The organism is Lentzea sp. NPDC051213, from assembly GCF_044455585.1.
Classification (GTDB): domain Bacteria; phylum Actinomycetota; class Actinomycetes; order Mycobacteriales; family Pseudonocardiaceae; genus Lentzea.
In genome coordinates this window covers 556728-576564 of sequence record NZ_JBITEX010000006.1, presented here as the reverse complement: position 1 = coordinate 576564, position 19837 = coordinate 556728, and the positions used below count along the sequence as shown (strand labels likewise).

General features: G+C 67.8%; 13 protein-coding genes and 1 pseudogene. 8 read left to right on the top strand and 6 right to left on the bottom strand.

The features are described 5' to 3' along the window. The first annotated feature begins 26 nt into the window (after positions 1–26). The 3 genes from ACIA8G_RS28255 to ACIA8G_RS28245 are packed head-to-tail and all read left to right on the top strand — an operon-like array spanning position 27 to position 3923. Complete coding sequence (locus ACIA8G_RS28255; RefSeq protein ID WP_396421695.1) at positions 27–1049, top strand: FkbO/Hyg5 family chorismatase; 1023 nt, start codon at positions 27–29, stop codon at positions 1047–1049. A 35-nt stretch (positions 1050–1084) separates the two neighbouring features. Then, complete coding sequence (locus ACIA8G_RS28250) at positions 1085–2293, top strand: 3-deoxy-7-phosphoheptulonate synthase (protein WP_396421694.1); 1209 nt, start codon at positions 1085–1087, stop codon at positions 2291–2293. Between the two features lie 22 nt (positions 2294–2315). Next, positions 2316–3923, top strand: coding sequence for a bifunctional 3-(3-hydroxy-phenyl)propionate/3-hydroxycinnamic acid hydroxylase (locus ACIA8G_RS28245; protein WP_396421693.1), 1608 nt, complete (start codon positions 2316–2318; stop codon positions 3921–3923). A 75-nt stretch (positions 3924–3998) separates the two neighbouring features. On the opposite strand, the gene ACIA8G_RS28240 is transcribed toward ACIA8G_RS28245, so the two are convergent. The 3 genes from ACIA8G_RS28240 to ACIA8G_RS28230 all read right to left on the bottom strand — a co-directional run bounded on the left by ACIA8G_RS28240 (position 3999) and on the right by ACIA8G_RS28230 (position 8238). Beyond that, positions 3999–4853 (bottom strand): IS3 family transposase, encoded by an 855-nt coding sequence (locus ACIA8G_RS28240; RefSeq protein WP_396421692.1) that lies wholly within the window; start codon positions 4851–4853, stop codon positions 3999–4001. Next, complete coding sequence (locus ACIA8G_RS28235; protein WP_396421770.1) at positions 4850–5182, bottom strand: helix-turn-helix domain-containing protein; 333 nt, start codon at positions 5180–5182, stop codon at positions 4850–4852. Before ACIA8G_RS28235 ends, ACIA8G_RS28240 begins: the two co-directional genes overlap by 4 nt. Positions 5183–5487: 305 nt before the next feature. Then, complete coding sequence (locus ACIA8G_RS28230) at positions 5488–8238, bottom strand: AAA family ATPase (protein WP_396421691.1); 2751 nt, start codon at positions 8236–8238, stop codon at positions 5488–5490. A gap of 282 nt (positions 8239–8520) precedes the next feature. Between ACIA8G_RS28230 and ACIA8G_RS28225 the strand changes: the two genes are divergently transcribed. The 4 genes from ACIA8G_RS28225 to ACIA8G_RS28210 are packed head-to-tail and all read left to right on the top strand — an operon-like array spanning position 8521 to position 12363. After that, positions 8521–9909 (top strand): glycosyltransferase, encoded by a 1389-nt coding sequence (locus tag ACIA8G_RS28225; protein ID WP_396421690.1) that lies wholly within the window; start codon positions 8521–8523, stop codon positions 9907–9909. A 7-nt stretch (positions 9910–9916) separates the two neighbouring features. Next, complete coding sequence (locus tag ACIA8G_RS28220; RefSeq protein ID WP_396421689.1) at positions 9917–10972, top strand: DegT/DnrJ/EryC1/StrS family aminotransferase; 1056 nt, start codon at positions 9917–9919, stop codon at positions 10970–10972. A 1-nt stretch (position 10973) separates the two neighbouring features. Continuing rightward, positions 10974–12149 (top strand): cytochrome P450, encoded by a 1176-nt coding sequence (locus ACIA8G_RS28215; RefSeq protein WP_396421688.1) that lies wholly within the window; start codon positions 10974–10976, stop codon positions 12147–12149. Positions 12150–12168: 19 nt separating this feature from the next. After that, positions 12169–12363, top strand: coding sequence for a ferredoxin (locus ACIA8G_RS28210; protein WP_396421687.1), 195 nt, complete (start codon positions 12169–12171; stop codon positions 12361–12363). On the opposite strand, the gene ACIA8G_RS28205 is transcribed toward ACIA8G_RS28210, so the two are convergent. After that, entirely contained in the window at positions 12360–13070 is a 711-nt protein-coding gene (locus ACIA8G_RS28205) for a LysR family transcriptional regulator substrate-binding protein (protein ID WP_396421686.1), read from the bottom strand. The genes ACIA8G_RS28210 and ACIA8G_RS28205 overlap by 4 nt on opposite strands. 57 nt (positions 13071–13127) lie before the next feature. Here ACIA8G_RS28205 and ACIA8G_RS28200 point away from each other — a divergent pair, with 57 nt between their 5' ends. Then, positions 13128–13487 (top strand): DUF5997 family protein, encoded by a 360-nt coding sequence (locus ACIA8G_RS28200; RefSeq protein ID WP_396421769.1) that lies wholly within the window; start codon positions 13128–13130, stop codon positions 13485–13487. A 9-nt stretch (positions 13488–13496) separates the two neighbouring features. Here the strand turns inward: ACIA8G_RS28200 and ACIA8G_RS28195 are convergent, their stop codons facing one another. Both ACIA8G_RS28195 and ACIA8G_RS28190 read right to left on the bottom strand, forming a co-directional pair. Next, on the bottom strand, positions 13497–14681 hold the full coding sequence (locus ACIA8G_RS28195) for a cytochrome P450 (RefSeq protein WP_396421685.1): 1185 nt from the start codon (positions 14679–14681) through the stop codon (positions 13497–13499). Positions 14682–14727: 46 nt separating this feature from the next. Further along, positions 14728–19818: pseudogene (locus ACIA8G_RS28190) on the bottom strand (SDR family NAD(P)-dependent oxidoreductase); the annotation flags it as partial. Positions 19819–19837 lie beyond the last annotated feature (19 nt).

Genomic DNA, 19837 nt, shown 5'->3' with positions numbered 1-19837 from the left:
TACCTACTCCTCGGAGGGGCATTCAAATGACTCAGGCGCAGCAGACGGTGAACCTTCCCACCTCTCAGTTCACCGGCCTGAACGAAGTCAGCCACGTGGCGGCCACCGAAAACGTCCTCGGCGTCATCAACTACACGACCGAGTGCCGCGACCCCCGCGTGGAGAATGGCCTTCTCACACTCGACCTGCACATGGCCGTGGACCTCGGTGAGGCATTCGCGGAGGTGTGGTCGACCAGCCGGCCCGTCGAGACCGGCGAGCACCACGGCATCGTTTACGCCCACGACGGCGAGTACCTGCTCGTCACGGGCCGGATCGCCCCGACGGGGCGCTACACCGAGGAGACCCGCGCGGCCTACGTGGCGGCGCTCGACCTGATGGACACCCTCGGCTACAAGAACTGCTTCCGCATGTGGAACTTCATCAACGACATCAACGCGGACAACACCGAGGGCCTGGAGATCTACCGGGACTTCTGCAAGGGCCGCGCGGAGGCGTTCGAACTGTTCCACTTCGGCGACAAGGAGGTGCCGAGTGCGACCGGAATCGGGTCGCAGGGCGGCGGGATCGCGTTCTACTTCCTCGCCTCCCGCTCCGCCGCGCTGACGTCGGTGGAGAACTCCAAGCAGATGGCCGCCTACCACTACCCGAGGCAGTACGGCCCGCGCCCGCCCAAGTTCGCGCGGGCCACCTACCTCGCCGCCACGCACACCGACCGCAGGTCAGGGCAGATCTACGTGGCCGGTACCGCCAGCATCCGCGGGCACGAGACGGTGCACGACGGCGACCTCGCCCGGCAGGTCGAACTGTCCCTGGACAACATCGAACACCTCATCTCCGACGAGAACCTGGCGGAGTACGAGATCGAGCAGGGCAATTCCTTGCTGAACCTCGACAACATCAAGGTCTACGTCCGTCACCGCGCTGACATCCCGGCCGTGCGGAAGATGTGTGAACAGCGTTTCTCCCCGAACGCTCGAATCCAGTACCTGAACGTCGACGTGTGCCGTGCCGATCTCCTCGTGGAGATCGAGGGCGTCGTCGCCTGAAACGTCCGGCCGAACCAGAACCAGGAGCCAGCACAATGCCTCAGACGGTGAAGCTGACGGAGTTCACGTACACCCAGACCGCCGCCCCGTGGATGACGTTGCCCGCGACGCAGCAGCCCCACTGGCACCACCACCCGGAGTACGACCTCGTCGAGGCCGAACTGTCCGGCGCACTGCCCCTGGTCGCTCATTCCGAAATTCGCGAGGCGAAGCGCGCACTCGGTCTCGCCGCCCTCGGTGAGGCGCGTGTCTTGCAGCTCGGTGACTGCGCGGAGTCCTTTTCCGACGCCGACCCGCTGACAACTTCCCGAAAGGTGCGGAACATCGGCCGGATCGCTTCCCGGTTGGCGGAACGGACCGGGCAGCAGGTGGCACGTTTCGGACGGATGGCTGGCCAGTACGCGAAGCCTCGTTCGAGCAACTTCGAAACGGTCGACGGGGTCGACGTGCCCTCGTTCCGCGGTGAGCTGGTCAATTCGTTCGAAGGCGATGTTTTCTCCCGCCGGCACGACCCCGAACGAATGCTGCTGGCTTATGACGCGTCGGCTTCAGTTATCCGAGAAGTGCGCGCCCATTGGTCGGGAAGTGCCGAGGAACTGGCCGGTGGACCGTGGGTGGCCCACGAGGCATTGGTGCTGGATTACGAGAACTCGCTCATTCGCACGGACGAGCGCACGGGCGAGCAGTTCCTCACCTCGACGCACTTCCCGTGGATCGGCGAGCGCACCCGCCAGCTCGACCACGCCCACGTCTCGATGTTCGCCGCGATCGCCAACCCGATCGGCGTCAAGGTCGGCCCGACCGCGGACCCGGAGACCGTCGTCCGCCTGTGCCAGCTGCTCGACCCGCACCACACGCCCGGCCGCCTGACGCTGATCGTCCGCATGGGACGCGAGGACATCCACGTCGCCCTGCCGCCGATCGTGCGTGCCGTGCAGCGCGCCGGTCACCCCGTCGTCTGGCTCTCGGATCCCATGCACGGCAACACCGTCACGGCCGAAACTGGGCAAAAGACTCGACATGTCACTCATATCATCGAGGAGGCCACGGCGTTCCGGCACATCCTGGAGCACGAGGGCGCACACGCGGCCGGCTTGCACCTGGAAGTGGCCGCGACCGACGTGACGGAGTGCGTCGGCGGGCCTGTCCCCGACGAGAAGGCTCTCTCCGAGCGCTACGAGACCCTCTGCGACCCGCGGCTGAACCCCGAACAGGCGCTCGGAGTGATCGACTCGGTTTTCTGACTCTCGCAGACAGGGAAACTAGATGACGTCACCGCAGCTGGCCGGCCGGGCCGCCGCCGACAACACTGCCGACGTGGCGGTGGTCGGCTGCGGCCCGGTCGGCCTCGTTCTGGCCATCCTCCTGGCCCACAAGGGATGGCGGGTCGTCATCCTGGAGAAGTACCGCGGCCAGTACCCGTTCCCGCGCGTCGTCGCGTTCGACGGCGAGACCGCGCGCTCGTTCGCCTCGGCCGGCATCGGCGCCGACCTGATGGAGCTCGGGGAACCCCTGGGCCAGTACATGTTCCAGAACGCCGAGGGCCGCGAGCTGTTCTCGTTCGAGGCGCCTTACGAGCCCGGCCGCGACGGCTGGCCGATCGCCACGGTGATGCACCAGCCGACGTTCGAACGGGCGCTGCGCGAGCACGTGCTGACCCTGCCGAACATCACGACCCTGTTCGGGCACAAGGTGGAGGCGATCACCGACCACGGCTCACACGTGTCGCTGACCGCGCCCGGCCCGGACTTCGAGGGTGACGTCACGGCGTCCTGGGTCATCGGCTGCGATGGCGCGAACAGCTTCGTGCGCGACGTCATGGGCTCGCGCATGATCGACCTGAACTTCAAGCACGACTGGCTGCTGGTCGACGTCGTCTTCCACGAGAAGCGCGCCTTCCGCCCCAACGACGTGCAGGTGTGCGACCCGGCGCGGCCCACCACGATCGTCGCCTCCGGGCGCGGGCACCGGCGGTGGGAGTTCATGCGGCTGCCCGGCGAGTCCATCGAAGAGATGTCCACTGTGGAGCGGATGTGGGAGCTGCTCGCCCCCTACGACGTGACGCCGGACAAGGCCGACCTGACGCGGAACATCGTGTACACGTTCCAGGCGGCGATAGCGGACAAGTGGCGCAACGGACGTCTGTTGCTGGCCGGTGACTCGGCGCACCTCATGCCGCCGTTCGCCGGGCAGGGCATGTGTTCGGGCATCCGCGACTCGGTGAACCTGGCGTGGAAGCTCGATCTCGTGATGCGGGACCTGGCCTCGGATTCGCTGCTCGACGCGTACCAGGCCGAACGTGCTTTGCAGGTGCGGCACACGATCGAGATGTCCATCGAGGTGGGCAAGATCGTGTCGGAGCTCGACCCGGTCGCGGCGGCCCGGCGGGACGCGTTCCTGATCGCCATGCAGTCCAAGCCCGAGGGTGTGGACCTGGCGCCTTCCGCCTATGCGCTGGAGGACGGCGTCGTCCGGCGTGGTGCCGAGGGGATCTCGCTGCCGGATGGCGAGCTGTCGCCGCAGGGGGTGGTGGCGCGCGGGGCTGTGCGGGATCGGTTCGACGAGGTCGTGGGGCGTGGGTGGCAGTTGATCACCACGCTGGATCCCTATGAGGCTTTGGGTGAAGACGAGTTGGAGTTCCTGAAGACCTTGGGGACTGTGCTCGTGCGGGTGATGCCGGCCGGGATTCCGCCTAAGATCGCTCGCGCGCATGAGGTGGTGGACGTCGAGCGGATGTACCTGCCTTGGTTGGCGGGGCACAAGAAGGTGGCTGCGTTGGTGCGGCCGGATTACTACGTGTTCGGGTTCGCTCGGGATCGGGCTGATCTGCCGGAGTTGGTTCGGGAGCTCAAGGAGCAGCTGCCGCTGCTCTGACCTCTGCTCTGGCCGAGCTGCCGCAGGGGTCCCCCGCCTGCACTGCTGCCCGAAAGTTGGACTGAGGGCTGAAGGTTAGGTGGTGGGGGCCTGGGCTCGGTAGTCGGCCGGGCTCAGGTTTCCTAGCGCGGTGGAGATGCGGGTGGTGTTGAACCAACCCATGTAGTCGTCGAGGGCGGTGGTGAAGTCCTCGACGCTGTCGAACTTGGTGTGGTGGAAGAGTTCTTCTTTGAGGTGGCTGAAGAAGTTCTCGGCGATGGCGTTGTCCAGGCAGTTGCCGCGTCGTGACATGGACTGGGTCAGGCCGGCGTCGGTGAGGATCCGCTGCCAGGAGATGTGCTGGTAGTGGAAGCCCTGGTCAGAGTGCACCAGCGGCCGCTGCCCTGGCTGCAGGGTGGCGACGGCCTTGCGCAGCGAGGAGTTCGCCAGCTCCAGTGACGGCGACAGCCCGTGGCTGTAAGCGACGATCGAGCGGTCGAACAGGTCGATCACCGGCGACAGGTAGACCTTGCGGTCAGTGATCTTGAACTCGGTGAGGTCGGTGACCCACGCGGTGTTCGGGGCCGGCGTGCCGAACTGGCGGTCCAGCACGTTCGGCGCGGCCATGCCCGGCCGGCCCGCGAAAGCCCGGTAGCGCCGACGCCGCCGTATCTGACAGACCAAACCCAGGCTGTTCATCAGTTTCAGCACGGTCTTGGCCGCGACCTGCCAGCCCGCGCGCCTCAGCATGACGTGGACCCGCCGATACCCGTAGCGGCCTTGGGCCTGCGTGAACACCCCGGTGATCGCGGCCTTGAGCGCGGCCTGCGGATCCGGCCTGTCCAGCCGGGCCTGGTGATAGAAGAAAGTCGAGCGGGCCAGTCCCGCGACCTCCAGCAGCACCACCAGCGGAAACTCGGCCTTGAGAGTGGCGATGACCTGGGTCTTCACCCTCGCCCCTGCTCCCTCAAGGCCCGCAGTTTTTTCAAGTAGGCGTTCTCCGCCGCCAGCCGCTGATTCTCCGCCCGCAGCCGCTCCAGCTCAGACACGTCCGAGGTCTCAGAGGTGCCCGGGACGGCCTTAGGCGGTCGTTTCGGCTTGGGCCGCAACGCGTCCTCACCCTCCCGCCGATACACCCGCACCCAGCTCTGCACCAGCTTCGGCGAGGACAACCCGTACTCGGCGGCCAGCTCGATCGCGGTCGCCTCACCACTGACGAACCTGCGCACGACCTCGAGCTTGAACTCGAACGCAAACGCCCGCCCATTCGGCCTGATCATCAGCGCTCCCGCGCCTCGCAACCTCCATCGATCATGCAAGCGTGCCACCGCGGCACGACCCACACCCAGCCGGGCCGCCACCACACCACGACCAAACCCGGCCTCGAACAACAGCACAGCAGCCTCACGCTGCCGCTCAGACAACGAACTCCTCGAATACACAACACTCCCCGAAAGCCGGAACCGATCAACAGTCCAACTTCCGGGGAGCAGTGCAGCCCAGGGGGACCCCTGTTTGTCATTCTCCCAGACGGGTCTGACAGTTTCTGTTCGCGCAGGTCAGCGCAACCCACGCCACGCCAAGGTCAGGCCGTGCTCGGCAGATAGGAGTGCAGATCCGCCGGCAAATCCTTCCGGTACTTGACGTTGAGCTTCCGATAGACCCGAGTCAGATGCTGCTCAATCGTCGAAGGCGTGATGTACAACTTGGAAGCGATCTCCCGATTCGTGTACCCAACAGCGGCCAACGCAGCAACCCGCCGCTCAGCATCGGTCAAGGTAGCGATCGGATCCGCCGGCTTCTCCTCAGCAGGAGCGTCCTCACCCTCAGCCTTAGCCCGAGAAGGCAACAACTCCTCGCACAATTCAGCGGCATCACACACGTTGGCCACGTGCCAGGCCCGCCGCGCCACCGTCCAGGCCCGCCGGTGTTCCCGCAAAGCCTGATGCGCCTTGGACAGATCGGCCAGCGCGCGGGCGAGCTCGTACTGGTCCCCGTACTCCTCCAGGATCACCACGGCGTCTTGCAACAGCTGCGGCCGGTTGTGCGGCTGGTTCGTCGCGGCCAAGAGCCGCAACGCGACCCCACGCGTCCGCGAGGAATCCGGCCCCAGCCGGGCCAGTTGCTCGTTGATCAGCCGCTTGGCCTCGTCCCGATTCGCGCCGTGCAGCAACCACGCCTCCGCGGCCGAGGTCCTCCACGACACCACGCCGGGCTGATCAACGCCCCACGACGTCATCAACTCACCGCAGGACAGGAAGTCCGCCAGCGCCGCGTAGTGCCGCGAGGTCGCCAGGTAGTGGTGGCCGCGCGCGTAGAGGTAGTGCAACCCGTACCGCGACTGGAACATCGCCTCCGGCACGGACTGCTCCAGCAACGACGCCGCTTCCTCGTGCCGGCCCATCTTCGTGGCGGCGTTGATCAGGATCCCCAGCGGCATGCCGAGCGCGACACCCCAGCCGCCGGCCGGCATGAAGTCCAGTGCGTTCTGCGCGTGCTCGTGGGCCGACGTCAGGTCACCGCGGCGCAAGGACACCTCGGCCCGGACGCACGAGAAGAACGCGCGCGCCACCCCGAGGTTCTTGCTGCGCGCCTCCTCCAGCAGCTTGTCGCACCACTGCGCCGCTACGTCCAGCCGGTCCGCGTACACCAGAGCCTGCAACGCCAGCATCGCCGACTCCGGGCCCCACGAGCCGCTGTCGGACGGCCGCGCCGCCTGCAGCACGTGCTCGGCGTCGGTCGCGGACGCGTCGTTGGACCCGTACGTCAGCACGTTCGCCAGAGCGGTGACCGCCTTGAGCATCGGGCCGGACGTCAGGCTCACCATCCGGGTCTTCACCGACTCCGGGGCGGTGGTGGCCCGCCGCGCCAGTGTCGGGTGCGAGCACGCCAGCCACAGCTCCATCGCGCGCAGCCCGGTGGTCGTGGCGGCGGCGCGGCGGACCCGTTCCAGGGCCTCGGTGGCCTCGTCGACCTGGCAGTTCCACAGCATCGGTTGTACCAGCGAGGTCACGTCGCGGTCGGAGAGCTGCCCGGCGCGCATCGCCGGCACCACGGTGCCCAGGCGGCGCCCGCCGGCCGACGGGTTCACCCGCCACTCCACGCGGACCAGCTTCGCCGCGATCGCCGCCCGGCCGTGCACCTCGACGCAGGCGCGGTGGGCCAGTTCGAGGTAGCGCAGGGCGGTGTCGATCTGCTCGTCGCGCAGGGCGTGCTCGGCGGCTTCTTCGAAGACCGGGACCATCCAGGGGTTCTCGGAGTGGTCGGCCATCACCAGGTACGGGGCGACCTCGGTCGCGGGCGCGCCCTCGTCGTGCAGCAGCAGGGCCGCGCCGAGGTACATCTCCTTGCGGTCCTGAGTGGACAGATCGTCCAGCACGGCGCCGCGGGCCGCCGGGTCGCGGAACCAGCCGTCCGAGAGCAGGCCGGCCTCGTTCATCACGTCGAGCGCGGACACGACGGTGTCGGAATCGGCGCGGGCCAGGCGGCCCAGCGACTCGTGCGTCGCGTTCTCGCCTGTGACGGCCAGCGCCCGTGCGACGGGGAGGACGTGGTGATCGCTGCGATGCAGGCAGCTCACCAGGGCGCGGCGGTAGCTGGGGCCGATGACCAGGCCGCCGTCGTCGCGCGGCTTGCACAGCCGCTGGTCGTCGAGCAGTGATCGGATGAGCAGAGGATTACCACCGGTGAGCGCCATCGCGCCCTCGGCGTGCAGGGGTGTGTCGAACAGGTCGTCGACAGAAGTCATTGGTGCCAAAGAGATGTCGCGGCAATGCGGGTGCCGCAGCAGTTCGGTGTGCAGGGCGGTGTGGGCGGCGCGCGGGGAGGCGGTCTCGGTGAGCATCAGCAGCACCTTCGCCTGACCTAGCCGGCGGATCAGGTAGAGCAGCCAGTGCAACGACGACGAGTCGGCGTGCTGCACGTCGTCGATGCCTATCACCAGCGGCGTTTCCGCCGTCAGGTCCAGCAGCGCGATGCACAGGGCGTGCAGCTGGCGTGCCGTCGGCCCGTCCGCGGAGCGCGCGGCGGCGTCCAGCAGTTCGCCCACCTCGGCCGGGGCGTCCAGCGGGTGGAAGATCTGGCCCAGCACACCGAAAGGCAGGTCGCGTTCGAACGCCGAGCAGGTGGCCTTGACGAAGCCGACGCCGCAGGCCTCACCGAACGCGTGCAGCAGCTCTGTCTTCCCGCTGGCGACCGGACCGGTGAGCAGAGCGACCCTTCCGGATCCTGACAGGGAATCCGTCAACAGTGTCTCCAAGGTGACCCATTGGTCGTCTCGCTCGATCAGGCCCGCGAGCCTCGCCTTGGTCATGCTGTTGTCGTACGTCCCGGTCATGATGATGTACCTCTCGCCAGGAAGCCGACGTGCCGCAGCGCGGTGAGTGGTGTTGAGGCACCACCGCGTCCCCCGAGGTTCACGGGCACGACGAATCGAAATCGAGGGTGGCAGGCCGACGCATCCCCATGAAATCGATACGGCCCAGTTCTAAGTTTTCTTCTGGACTTGCGGTGCTTCCAACACTAGGGCTTCTTCTGGAGAACGCTCACACACCGGGACACACCCCTGAACCGTCCGGCAGGCTGCCCGTCATTGGCGTGGTGCAGAAGGGTGAAGTCCATGAGCGAGCGGCCGATCCTGTTCGTCAGTCTGCCGGAGAGCGGCCTGCTGAACCCGATGCTCGTGCTCGCGGAGGAACTGTCGCGCCGCGGGGTCGAGAACCTGTGGTTCGCCACGGACGACAAGGGCCGCGAGGAGGTGGAGGCGGCGGCGGTCGGTTCGCCGATCCGGTTCTTCTCGCTGGGGGACGTGATCGAGGAGATGTCGTCGGTCACCTGGGACGACGAGACCTACGCGAAAGTGACGCAGCGGTCGCGGTTCAAGGCGCGCAAGGCCGTCATCGACCAGACCCACCGGCCTTCGCTGCGAATTCCCAAGTACCGCAAGCTGGAAGAGGCGGTCGAGAAGATCCAGCCGGCATTGATGGTCGTCGAGTCGATGTGCATGTTCGGCTACGAGGTCGCCATCACCAAAGGCATCCCATACGTGATCAGCAACCCGTTCGTGGCGTCGAACCTCGTCACGTCCGCGGTGCCGATCGGTCCGTCGTACACGCCGAAGGACTTCCCGCGCCCGCACACCGGTCTGCCCGCGGGCATGTCGTGGACCCAGCGCTGGACCAACAGGATCTTCGGTCTGCGCACCCTCGCGACGGCGTTCTCCACGCGGAACAAGGAACGCAACGCCGAGAACGCGAAGGTGGTCGCCGAGCTCGGCATCTCCCCGGAGGCGGCCGGCCAGTTCGCGCGGGTCGAGAAGTCCGAGCTGGTGCTGTGCTACTCGATCCCGGAGATGGACTACCCGTTCGACATCCCGGAGAAGATCCGCACGGTCGGCGCGCTGGTGCCGCCGCTCCCCCAGGCGGAACCGGGGGAGCTGGGCGAGTGGCTCGACGCGCAGAAGTCCGTGGTGTACATGGGTTTCGGCACGATCACGCGGCTGACCCGCGACCAGGTCGAGGCGTTCGTGCAGGTCGCCTACTCCCTGGAGAAGGACCATTCGATCCTCTGGAAGCTGCCGCGCGACCAGCAGAAGTACCTGCCGGACAAGCTTCCCGGCAACCTGCGCATCGAGACGTGGGTGCCGTCGCAGCTGGACGTGCTGGCGCATCCGAACGTCAAGCTGTTCTTCACGCACGCGGGCGGAAACGCCTACACCGAAAGCATCTACTTCGGCAAACCGATGGTGTCCCGGCCGCTCTGGGTCGACTGCTACGACCAGGCCGTGCGCGCCACGAGCTTCGGTGTCGGGCTGACGCTGGACAAGCCGCACACCGTCGACCCGCGTGACGTCGTGGACAAGCTCACCCGCGTCCTGGACGACCCGCGGTACACCGAGAACGCCGAACGTCTCGCCGCGCTGCAGCACGCCGCCGGTGGCCGCAAGACCGCCGCCGACCTGATCCTCTCCCTGCCGGCGCTCGCCCAGATCTCCACAGCCTCGAAGTGAGTTGACGATGAGCTACCGATTCCCCGTGTCGATGCCGTCGTTGAGCGGCAACGAACTCGAATACACGACAAAGGCCATCACAGACGGCTGGATCTCCTCGCAGGGCCCGTACGTGCCGCGGTTCGAGGAGGCCTTCGCCGCCTACAACGACGTGAAGTACGGCGTCGCCTGTTCGTCCGGCACCACAGCGTTGACGCTCGCGTTGCGCGCGCTGGGCATCGGCCCGGGCGACGAGGTGATCGTGCCCGAGTTCACCATGATCGCCAGCGCGTGGGCGGTGACCTACACGGGCGCCACGCCGGTCTTCGTCGACTGCGGCGACGACCTGAACATCGACGTCACGAAGATCGAGGAGAAGATCACCCCGCGCACCAAGGTGATCATGCCGGTGCACATCTACGGCCGGCAGTGCGACATGGAGCCGATCCTCGAACTGGCCTACGAGTACAACCTGAGAGTCGTCGAGGACTCCGCGGAGGCGCACGGCGTCAAGCCGACCGGTGACATCGCGGCGTTCTCGCTGTTCGCCAACAAGATCATCACCTCGGGCGAAGGTGGTATTTGCGTCACGAACGACCCGCACCTGGCGCGGCAGATGGCGCACCTGCGCGGCATGGCGTTCACCCGCGACCACAGCTTCCTGCACAAGAAGCTCGCCTACAACTTCCGGATGACCAACCTGCAGGCCGCGGTCGCGCTCGCGCAGACCGAACGCCTCGACGAGATCATCGCAACGCGCGCACAGATCGAGAAGCGGTACGACGAGGGCCTCCGGGGCATCGGGGGCATCACCCTCATGCCGCCGCGTGACGTGTTGTGGATGTACGACCTGCGCGCGGAGCGCCGTGAGGAGCTCATGAGGTTCCTCGCGGAGAAGGGGATCGAGACCCGCCTCTTCTTCAAACCGATGAGCAGGCAGCCCGGCTATCTCGACCCGGTGTGGCCGACGCTGAACGCGAACCGGTTCGCCGAGGACGGCTTGTACCTCCCCACCCACGCCGAGCTGTCCGAAGACGACCAGGACTACATCGTGGGGCAAGTCCGCCAGTTCTACGAGGTATGACATGACGAGCACTGACGCCGACCTAGTCCCGTTCATGATGCGCCGCCCGGGCGTGTCCTTCCCTCCCCCCGAATATGAGGACTTCCGCACGAAACCCGGCCTGACGAAGGCCGCGTTGCCGTCCGGCGAGACGGTGTGGCTGGTCACGAGGCACGAAGAGGTGCGGTCGGTCCTGACCGATCCGCGCATCAGTTCCAACCCGACGCACGAGGGCTTTCCACGGCCATCGCGCACCGTGGGTGCGCCGTCCGCAGACGACGTGCCGGGCTGGTTCGTGTCGCTGGACCCGCCGGACCACAACAGGTTCCGCAAAGCGCTGATCCCCGAGTTCACCGTGCGCCGCATCCGAGCATTGCGGCCTGCGGTCGAGGAGATCGTCGACCGCGCGATCGACCAGATGCTGGCCAAGGGCAACACCGCAGAGCTCGTCGAGGACTTCTCGCTCACGGTGCCGTCACTGGTGATCTCGTCCCTGCTGGGTGTACCGAAGGTGGACCGCGACTTCTTCGAGGAGAAGACCAAGGTCCTGGTGACGCTGACGTCGACCGACGAGCAACGGGACAAGGCGTCAGAACACCTGCTGCGCTACATCAACCGGCTGATCACGATCAAGTCGAAGCGACCCGGCGACGACCTGATCAGCAAGCTGCTCCAGGGCGGTCTGCTGACGCCGCAAGAGCTTTCCGGTGTCTCGATGCTGCTGCTGATCGCGGGGCACGAGACTACGGCGAACAACATCTCGCTCGGCGTGGTGACGCTGCTGCAGCAGAAGCAGTGGATCGACGACGAGCGCACGATCGAGGAGATCCTGCGCTACCACTCGGTCGCGGACCTGGTGGCACTGCGCGTGGCGATCGAGGACCTGGAGATCGGCGGGCAGCTGGTCCGCGCCGGTGAGGGGGTCGTGCCGCTGGTGGCGGGTGCGAACCACGACCCGGAGATGTTCGAGCGGCCGCACGAGTTCGACCCGTCGCGATCGGCGACCGGGCACGTCGCGTTCGGCTACGGCGTGCACCAGTGCCTCGGGCAGAACCTGGTGCGGCTGGAGATGGACGTCGCCTACCGCGGCCTGTTCAAGCGGATCCCGACGCTCGAGGTCGCGGTCCCGCTCGAGGAACTGCAGTTCAAGTACGACGGAGTCCTCTTCGGACTCCACGCGCTACCAGTGCGCTGGTAACACTTCTGGAAGGAACGTCATGGCACGGATCAGTGTGGACACCGGCAAGTGCATCGGCTCGGCGCAGTGCGTGCTGGCCGCGCCGGACGTGTTCGACCAGGACGACGACGGGTTCGTCACCGTGCTGGACGACAACCCGTCCGGTGAGGCGGAGACGTCCGCGCGCACGGCCCGTGGCATCTGCCCCGCGCAGGCGATCACCGTGCAGGACTAGCGGCCGCGGCGGGGTTTCGCGCGCTTGGCCGGCTGCTTCTGCTGCCGGGGTGCGGGACTCCGCCGCTGTTGCTGCTGTTTGGGCGCCTGCTTCTTGGCGGGTTCCGGCGCGGGACCGCGCGTGCTGTTGACCGTCCGGCCGCGGACGATGCCGATCATGTGCTCGATCAGCTCGGGGTTCTCGTCGCGGATCGGGAACGACAGCGCCACGCGGGACTGCGGCGCGTCGCTCACCGGCACGTACTTGAGGTCTTTGCGGTGGTGCAGCCGGGCCAGCGACTGCGGCACGACCAGCATGCCGACGCCGGCGGCCACGATCTGGATGGCGTCCGCGGTGGTCTCCGGGCGTTCGACCGGCGGCTGGCCCGGGGCCGAGTCCCACTCCAGCGCGTCGTCCAGCGGCTGCCACAGGACGTGCGGCTTCAGGTCCTCAAGGGACAGTTCGTCGGCCGCGGCGAACTCGTGGTCCTTGGGGAACACGACGACGCTGATCTCGGTGTAGAGCGGGATCGCGTGCAGGTCCTCGCGGTCGCCGGGCAGCCTGAGCAACGCCGCGTCCGCCTCACCGGCCCGCACCTTCGCGGCGGCTTCGGCGACGGTCACCTGGACGAGGTGCAGCGGGGTCTCCGGCAGGCGCTCCTCCCAGACCCGTGCCCACTTGCCGGGCGTCACACCTGGGACGTACGCGAGCGTGAAAGAGCCGGTCACGTGCTGAGGCTACCGGACGAGACGGTTACTCTCTTCGGCATGAAGTCGCAGCAGACGATGAAGCCCGCCACCGCCGCGAAGAAGCTGGGCGTGTACCTCGAGGCCACCCCCGAGGAGTTCCAGGCCGGTGTCGTCTCGCGCGACGAGCTGAACGAGCTGCAGGCGAACCCGCCGGAGTGGCTGCGCGACCTGCGCCGCAACGGCCCCCACCCCAAGCAGCTGATCGCGCAGAAGCTGGGCATCTCGTCGTCGGGCCTGCTGCGGGCGGGCATCACCGACGCGCTGACCACGGACCAGATCAACGCGATCAAGGACGAGAACCCGGACTGGCTGGTCCGCGAACGCCAGGTCTACGTCGACTTCAAGGCCGAGGAAGCGCGCCTCGCGGAGAAGGCGCGCCTCGAAGAGGAGGAGTGACCCGGCCTTTCACCAGGTGAGCGGGAACTTCTCCAGTCCACCGGCCAGGCGGCCGCCGGGGTGCGTTTCGAGCGCCGATTCCGGCACGGCGAGACGCAGGCCGGGCAGCCGTTCGAACAGGGTCGTGTAGGCGACGGCGAGGATGATCCGCACCAGCGGGGCGCCAGTGCAGTGCCGCATGCCGTGGCCGAACGTGAAGTGGTGGTTGGGCGAGCGGGTGACGTCGAACCTGTGCGGCTCGTCGAACGCCCGCGCGTCGAAGTTGGCCAGGGAGAAGTCGAGCATCACGAGGTCGCCCTCGCGGATGGTGACGCCGCCGATCTCGATGTCCTCGCTCGCGTAGCGGGGCAGGACGGGTGAGCTGATGGTGGCGCGCATGACCTCGTCGACGGCGCGGGCCATGATCTCCGGATCGGCCAGGGCCTTCGCGAGCTGTTCGGGGTTGCGCAGGAACAGCAGCACCCCGAAGTCGAGGTGGCTCGCGAGGCCCGAGAGGCCGGTGAACAGCAGCGTGACGACGTGGAGGCCGATCTCCTCGTTGGTGAGGCCGGACTCGATGAAGCGGGAGATGACGTCGTCGCCGAGGTCGGACCGGCGCCTCTCGCCGATGTCGGCGCCGAACCCGAACAGCGGGTCCATGCCGGCTTCGGCCTGGTCCTGGTCGGACGCGCCGACGGTGTCCATCATGTCGAGGAGCTTGCGGCGGTCCTCCTCGGGAATGCCGACCATGTCGCACAGCGCCTGCTGCGAGTAGTCCATCGAGTAGGCGTCGTGCAGGTCGACGGGCGGACCGGCGGCGATGATCGCGTCGAGCTTGGCGTTCGCGATGCCGATGACGCGTTCCTTGCGCTCGATGACGCGGCGGGCGGCGAAGCTCTTGGTGTACAGGACGCGCTTCTGCTCGTGGCGCTCCTTCTCGACCTCGATGTCGTCGCTGGTGACGAGCATGTCGAGCATGGGGTTGCGCAGGAACCGCGGCGCGCTCGCCGGGTCCTTGTGGCTGCGGCCGAGTTTCTGGTTCTGCAGCAACGATTTCACCTCGGCGTGGCGCGTGACGAGCCAGCCCTCGTCGCCCGCCGGCGTCCGGATGCGGCACACCGGTGCCTGCTCCTGCAACTGCAAGCGCAGTTCGCTGAACGTCAGGATCGACGGCAGTTCGACCCCGATGAGCGGCAGTTCCTGCGATGTGGTCATGGACGCCTTCCAGGTTTTCTCGGTGCCGGTTTCTTGGTGACTGCTGTCAGGCCCTGACGAACGTGCCGAGCCAGTCCTCCATCACTTGCGCGACGATCCCGGCGTCCTCCTTGACCATCGCCATGTGGTCGGTGGGAACGACGCGGATCTCGTCGGCGGGCACGTCGACGTCCTGGTCGGTCGTGACGAGTTCGGTGCCCTTGACCTCGTTGCTGCAGCGGATGAGCAGCTTCGGCACGGTCGTCTGGAGGCCGGTGTCGATGATGAGCGGGAACCAGTGCGCCATGGCGGACAGCCGCGTGCTGTTCATGTTCACCGCGGGTGAGTCCATGGTGTTGAAGTAGTTCGTCGTGACGGCGTCGAAGTCCATGCCCTCGTTGGAGTTGTAGTTCATGCTCAGGGTGTCGAGCATGATCACCCCGTCCGGGGTGATGCCCCACGTCTCCTCGAGCACCGCGGCCGCGAAGTAGGCGAGCGTGCCGCCGGACGAGTGTCCGACCAGGACGAACGGGTCGCCGTCGGTGCCGTTCAGGACGCTCTCCGCGACCCACCTGGCGGCGGCCTCGGTGGTCCTCGGCAAGGCCTCGCCCTCACCGAAACCGATGAGCGGCAGTGCCGAGACGTGTCGCTTGCCGCGCAGGTGGGCGGCGAGCCGCGCGTACATGTGCACGCCCGCGGTCGCGCCGGGTGCGCTGATGCAGACGAGTTTCGGGAGCTGCGGGCCGTCGGCGAGCGTGATCGGGCTCGGCAGGTCCTCGAGTTCGGCCGGGCTGTCGAACATCGGGCGCAGGTTGGCGACCGCTTTCAGCATGCGCAGGCCTTCGACGACCTTGCCGTTGCTGAGGCTGTCCATGAACAGGCCGAAAACCGTGTCGCCGCCACCGGTTCCGGTGCTGTTCGCGGGGCCCGCGATCGTGCCGAGCTGGTCGTTGAGCGTCGCCGCCAGGTTCGCCGGGGTCTTGCTGTCGAAGACGACCGATCCGGCGAGCTTGAGGGCGAGCAGGTCGTTGAGCTGGTTGCGGAGTTCGACGGCGATGAGGCTGTCGAAGCCGAGTTCGAGGAAGTCCTTGTCCGGGTCGACGGCGGTGGGGTCGGGGTGGCCGAGGAGCACGGCGGACGTGCCGACGACGAGGTCGCGGATCATGGTCTCGCGTTCCTGCGGGTCGGCGTTGCGCAGCCGGTCGAGGACGGTGACGGCGGCCTTGTCCACCGGCAGGGTCGCTGCCTCGTCGACGATGCCGCTCATCAGCGGGGAGACCCGTTGCTGGTTGCGGTTGACGTGCATCGGGACGACGACGGGCCTGGCTTCGCCTAGTGCGGCGTCGAACAGTGCGAGGCCCTGCTCGGCGGCGAGCGGGGGCATGCCGGAGCGCTGGATGCGGTCCATGGCGGCGTCGCTGAGGCCCGCGGTCATGCCGCTGTCCTGCGCCCACGGGCCCCAGGCGAGGCTGATCGTTTTCGGACGGCTGAGGGCGAGGGCGTCGAGGTAGGAGTTGGCCGCGGCGTAGTTGCCCTGACCGGCGGCGCCCAGGACGTTCGCGACGCTGCTGTAGAACACGAGGAGCTTGAGATCGTTGCGCGCCAGGTGGTACGCGGCGTCGACCTTGGGCTTGAGGACCTTCTCGGTGCTCTCCGGGGTGAGCGAGTGGACGAGCGCGTCGTCCAGCACACCCGCGGTGTGGATCACGGTGGTGATCGGCTGCTCGGTGGCGGCGAACAGCGACCGGACGTCGGTGGCGTTCGCGATGTCGGCGGCCGCGATCGTGACGGTGGCGCCCTTGTTCTCCAGTTCCTGCTTGAGGTTCTGCGCGCCGGGGGCCTCTTCGCCGCGACGGCTGGCGAGCAGCAGGTGTTTGACTCCGTGCCGGCCGACGAGGTGCTTGGCGAGCTCGGCGCCGAGACCGCCGGTGCCTCCGGTGATGAGGACCGTCTCGTCCTCGGCCCACTCGTGGGTCTTCTCGGTGTTCTCCGGCAGTTCGGCGAGCCTGGCGACCGTGATCTGTCCATTGCGGACGATCACCTGCGGCTCGTCGCCGTTGACGAGCTCGGTGACGCGGGCGCCGGAGACGTCCAGGCCGTCGCTGTCGACGAGCAGGAACCGGCCGGGGTTCTCGGCCTGTGCGGTGCGGACCAGGCCCCACGCGGCCGCCGCGGCCAGGTCCTCGCCGGTGGCGGCGCCGCGGCTGACGAAGACGACCTTGGAGTTCTCGTAGTGGAGTGCTTCCTGGAGGAGCCGCAGGACGCGCTGGGTCTGGTGGTGGGCGCTTTCCGGGGTGTCGTCGCCGGTCACCGCGACGACGAACACGTCCGGTTTCGTGCTCTTCGCCGCTTCTTCCAGCGTCTCGCCGTAGCCGGTGACGGTCTGGCCCGCGCTGTAGAGGACGTGGGCGAGGTCGAACTCGTCGCCGCCGACGATGGCCCACCTGGCGCCGATCACTCCCTGGTTCGTGCCGGTGGCCTTGGCCCAGGTGACCTCGTAGAGGGCGGGGCGGCTGGCGTTGGGCTGGGTGCCGGGGGCCATGGTGCTCTTCGGCCAGAACCGCTCGGTGTCGAACGGGTAGGTGGGCAGCGCAGTCTTGGTCCCGGTCGTTGGCCAGCTGATCTTGGCGCCGGCGGTGTAGAGCTTGGCCAGCGCGGTGATGAACGCCGTGACCTCGTCCTTGTCCTTGCGCATCGTCGGGATGGCGCGGTCGACGAGGGCGGCCAGGACGGCGCTGGGGCCGATCTCGACGAACGTGGCGTCGCCGATGCTCTCGATGTTCTCGGTGAACCGGACGGTGTCGCGGACGTGGCCGACCCAGTACTCGGATTGTTGAACAATCCCACGAGTCAACAACGGGATCGTCGGATTGTTGAACGAAATGCCCGCGATCGCTTGCCGGAAGTCGTCCAGCATGGGCTCCATCAGCGGCGAGTGGAACGCGTGGCTGACCTGGAGCTGCTTGGTCTTGCGATCGTTGAATCGTTCAACAATCCTACATGCCTCTTGTTCAACACCGGCGATGACGACGGAGTCCGCGGCGTTGATGGCGGCCAGCGAGACGCCGCCGGTGAGGTGCGGGGTGATCTCGTCCTCGGTGGCCTGGATCGCGATCATCACGCCTCCCGCGGGGAGCGCCTGCATGAGGCTCGCGCGAGCGGTGACGAGCTTGGCGGCGTCTTCGAGGGAGAGCACGCCCGCGATGTGCGCGGCGGCGATCTCGCCGATGGAATGCCCAGCGACCTTGTCGGCCCTGAAGCCGTAGCTCTCCAGCAGCCGGTAGAGCGCGACCTCGAACGCGAACAGCGCCGGCTGGGTGTGACCGGTCTGGTCGAGCGCGGCCTCGTCCTCCCACATGACCTGCTTGAGGCCTGCCGGGAGGTGTTCCAGCGCCGCGTCGAGGGCCTTCGCGAACACCGGGAACCGCTCGTAGAGGTCCTTGCCCATGCCGACGCGCTGGGCGCCCTGGCCGGAGAACAGCGCGGCGACCGGTTTGCGCGCCACAGTGCCGGTGGCGACGACCTCGCCGTCGAGGAGCACCGCGCGGTGCTCGAACGTCGTCGGGCGGGTGGTGAGCAGCGAGTGGGCGATGTCCGCCGGGTCGCCTTCGAGGGCCTTGACCTGCTCGACTCGGGCATTCAGGGCGTTCTGCGACTTGGCCGACACGACCAGCGGGTGCCGGCCCGCCAGGCCCTGAATCGATCCCGCCTCGCCCCCTCCGGGGGAGACCGAGGTCCCCACTCCAATCGTCTCACCGGGGTCTGACAGTTCTGGCGGGGTCGGGTGCTGAGTGGACCGTTCAGGCGCGGGTGCTTCCTGGATGATCACGTGCGCGTTGGTGCCGCTCACCCCGAAGGAGGACACGCCCGCGCGGCGCGGTTTGGCGTTGGGGGGCCAGGGCGTGGTCTCGGTCAGGAGGGAGACGCTGCCCGTGGACCAGTCGACGTGGGACGACGGTTCGGTGACGTGCAGGGTCGGCGGGAGGGTGTCGTGGCGGAGCGCTTCGACGATCTTGATGATGCCCGCGACGCCCGCCGCGGCCTGAGTGTGGCCGATGTTGGACTTGATCGCGCCGAGGCGCAGCGGGGTCGCGCGGTCTTGGCCGTAGGTGGCGAGCAGGGCCTCGGCCTCGATCGGATCTCCCAGCGCCGTGCCGGTTCCGTGGGCTTCGACCGCGTCCACATCGGACGCGGTCAGGCCGGCGGAGGCCAGCGCGGCCTTGATCACCTCGCGCTGGGCGGGGCCGTTGGGGGCGGAGAGGCCGTTGGAGGCGCCGTCCTGGTTGACCGCGCTGCCGGCGACGACGGCGAGCACCGGGTGGCCGTTGCGCTGGGCGTCGGAGAGCTTCTCCACCAGCAGCACGCCGATGCCCTCAGCCCAGCCGGTGCCGTCCGCGTCGTCTGAGAACGCTTTGCAGCGGCCCGAGGTCGCGAGGCCACCCTGCCGGGTGAATCCGGCGAAATTCGAGGAAGTCGCCATCACCGTGACGCCGCCGGCCAGTGCGAGTGAGCACTCGCCGTTGCGCAGCGCAGCAGCAGCGAGGTGCAGCGCGACCAACGAAGAAGAGCACGCGGTGTCGATGGTGACGGCCGGGCCCTCGAAGCCGAACGTGTAGGAGATGCGGCCGGAGATGACGCTGGCGGCCGTGCCCATGCCGGCGTGGCCCTCGACGTCCTCCTGGGAGGCGATCAGGACGTGGCCGTAGTCCTGGCCGTTGGTGCCGACGAACACACCGGTGCGCGAACCGCGCAACGTCGTCGGGTCGATGCCCGCGCGTTCGACGGCTTCCCACGTGGTCTGCAGCAGGAGCCGCTGCTGCGGGTCCATCGCGAGGGCCTCCCGCGGCGAGATGCCGAAGAAGCCGGGATCGAACTCCGCCGCGTCGTAGAGGAACCCGCCCTGCAGCGTCGCGCTGGTGCCGCCGGCCAGCGTGCCGAGGTCCCAGCCGCGGTCGGTCGGGAACCCGGTGATGGCGTCGCGGCCCGCGGAGACCAGTTCCCACAGGTCTTCCGAGGAACGGACGTCGCCGGGGAACCGGCAGGCGATGCCGACGATCGCGACGGGCTCGTGCTTGCCGGCCTCGACCTCCTCCAGCCGCTGGCGGGTCTGGGCGAGATCAGCGGTGACCCACTTCAGATACTCAACGATCTTCTCTTCGTTCGGCATCGCCGGGAAA

What these genes read in the sequence shown, in the direction of transcription:
- ACIA8G_RS28225 (WP_396421690.1), top strand. Translation starts at nt 8,521, where the DNA reads ATGAGCGAGCGGCCGATCCTGTTCGTCAGTCTGCCGGAGAGCGGCCTG.
- ACIA8G_RS28195 (WP_396421685.1), bottom strand. Translation starts at nt 14,681, where the DNA reads ATGACCACATCGCAGGAACTGCCGCTCATCGGGGTCGAACTGCCGTCG.
- ACIA8G_RS28220 (WP_396421689.1), top strand. Translation starts at nt 9,917, where the DNA reads ATGAGCTACCGATTCCCCGTGTCGATGCCGTCGTTGAGCGGCAACGAA.
- ACIA8G_RS28210 (WP_396421687.1), top strand. Translation starts at nt 12,169, where the DNA reads ATGGCACGGATCAGTGTGGACACCGGCAAGTGCATCGGCTCGGCGCAG.
- ACIA8G_RS28200 (WP_396421769.1), top strand. Translation starts at nt 13,128, where the DNA reads ATGAAGCCCGCCACCGCCGCGAAGAAGCTGGGCGTGTACCTCGAGGCC.
- ACIA8G_RS28245 (WP_396421693.1), top strand. Translation starts at nt 2,316, where the DNA reads ATGACGTCACCGCAGCTGGCCGGCCGGGCCGCCGCCGACAACACTGCC.
- ACIA8G_RS28215 (WP_396421688.1), top strand. Translation starts at nt 10,974, where the DNA reads ATGACGAGCACTGACGCCGACCTAGTCCCGTTCATGATGCGCCGCCCG.
- ACIA8G_RS28235 (WP_396421770.1), bottom strand. Translation starts at nt 5,182, where the DNA reads ATGATCAGGCCGAATGGGCGGGCGTTTGCGTTCGAGTTCAAGCTCGAG.
- ACIA8G_RS28250 (WP_396421694.1), top strand. Translation starts at nt 1,085, where the DNA reads ATGCCTCAGACGGTGAAGCTGACGGAGTTCACGTACACCCAGACCGCC.
- ACIA8G_RS28255 (WP_396421695.1), top strand. Translation starts at nt 27, where the DNA reads ATGACTCAGGCGCAGCAGACGGTGAACCTTCCCACCTCTCAGTTCACC.
- ACIA8G_RS28230 (WP_396421691.1), bottom strand. Translation starts at nt 8,238, where the DNA reads ATGACCGGGACGTACGACAACAGCATGACCAAGGCGAGGCTCGCGGGC.